The organism is Algoriphagus sp., from assembly GCF_046296635.1.
In the GTDB taxonomy this organism is placed as follows: Bacteria; Bacteroidota; Bacteroidia; order Cytophagales; family Cyclobacteriaceae; genus Algoriphagus.
In genome coordinates this window covers 1-1,494 of record NZ_JBKBKZ010000055.1, presented here as the reverse complement: position 1 = coordinate 1,494, position 1,494 = coordinate 1, and the positions used below count along the sequence as shown (strand labels likewise).

At 45.6% G+C, this 1,494-nt stretch carries 2 protein-coding genes; both read right to left on the bottom strand.

Annotated features, from left to right (window positions below):
• Positions 1-585 precede the first annotated feature (585 nt).
• On the bottom strand, positions 586-735 hold the full coding sequence (locus ACK4HU_RS21925; protein ID WP_409810348.1) for a hypothetical protein: 150 nt from the start codon (positions 733-735) through the stop codon (positions 586-588).
• 527 nt (positions 736-1,262) lie between these two features.
• On the bottom strand, positions 1,263-1,494 hold a 232-nt coding region (locus ACK4HU_RS21920; protein ID WP_409810345.1), incomplete at its 5' end, for a hypothetical protein.

Here is a 1,494-nt window from a genome sequence, read left to right as displayed (position 1 = left end):
CGGAGTCTACTTTTGCCAGTCCTCCGAATACCAAAGTGAAGACCAAGGTGGTGAAAAGAGGCTGGATGATTGCCCAAGATACGCCAAGGATAGACTGTGCGTATCGGGCTTTTATGCCACGAAGGGTGAGGAAATAGAGGAGATCCTTGTATCGCCAGATTTCCTGGAAGTCGACCATTTTCCAACCGGAAGAGGCCTCTATTACTTTGTAGTGGGGAGTTTTGATTTGGGAAGGGTTGGAAGGGTTGTATTTGTTTTCGAGTTGTAATGGTTGTCAGCTTCGCGTTGTCGGGTTGTCATTGTTGGTGGATGACCGATGCTGGATGACCGATTTTAGAGGAGAGAATGTTGTAATGGTTGTCGTTGTTGTCGGGTTGTCGTTGTTGTCGGATGACCGATGTTGGTCGTTAGTTGTTAAGGGTTAAAATTCCGCCATAGCTTGGGTCGTACCAGGAGCGGGAATCGAATCTGCTACTTCGTAATAAGAGCTGGAGTTGAATTGACAAGATGCTTCTCAGACGTGATCCTGTCAGGGATCGAACCTATTTCAAGGTTATAATTAAGGGTTACTAGTTAAGTGTTGAATCATTCTCCATTTGATCTATCCTCTCGTGCCATTTTCTCTTGAAGAACTTGTCCGTAGTGCTCAATTTCTTTCAAGACTTGTGGAAATATCTTCTTAAAGCCCATTTCAATGTTTTTTATTTGACGCTTTTTTTCTTCGAGGCTGAACATTAGTTGTCGTTTTTGTCATGGTTGTGGTTCGACTCTGCTCACTAACCGTAATGGCTGGAGGATACTAAACTTTGAGCAAGTGTCTCCGGTTTACCTCTTACTACTTACGTCTTACCTTGGAAGGGTTGTAATGGTTGTCCGCTTCGCGTTGTAATGGTTGGAGGCTGGTAAACTTTGGGCTGCTGTCTCCGGTTTACTTCTTACTACTTACGTCTTACTTTTGAAGGGTTGTAATGGTTGTCGTTGTTGTAATGGTTGGAGGAAGGTAAACTTTGGGCAGTTGTCTCCGGTTTACCTCTTACTACTTACGTCTTACCTTGGAAGGGTTGTAATTGTTGTAATGGTTGTCCGCTTCGCGTTGTAATGGTTGGAGGCTGGTAAACTTTGGGCTTTAGGTTTCCAATTCTTGCTTCTTGCTTCTTGTGTCTCGCTTCTGGGGACTGGTTGTGGTTCGGCAGGCTCACCAACCGTCGTTGTTGTCGGGTTGTCAGGTTGGAAGGGTTGTGGTTCGGCAGGCTCACCAACCATCATTGTTGTCGTTGTTGTAATGGTTGTTCGCTTCGCGTTGTAATGGTTGGAGGCTGGTAAACTTTGGGCCTTAGGTTTCCAATTCTTGCTTCTTGCTTCTTGTGTCTTGCTTCTGGGGACTGGTTGTGGTTCGGCAGGCTCAGCAACCGTCGTTGTTGTAATGGTTGGAGGGTGGTAAACTTTGGGCTGTTGTCTTCGGTCTTACGAACTGCAAACTGCGACTGAATACTG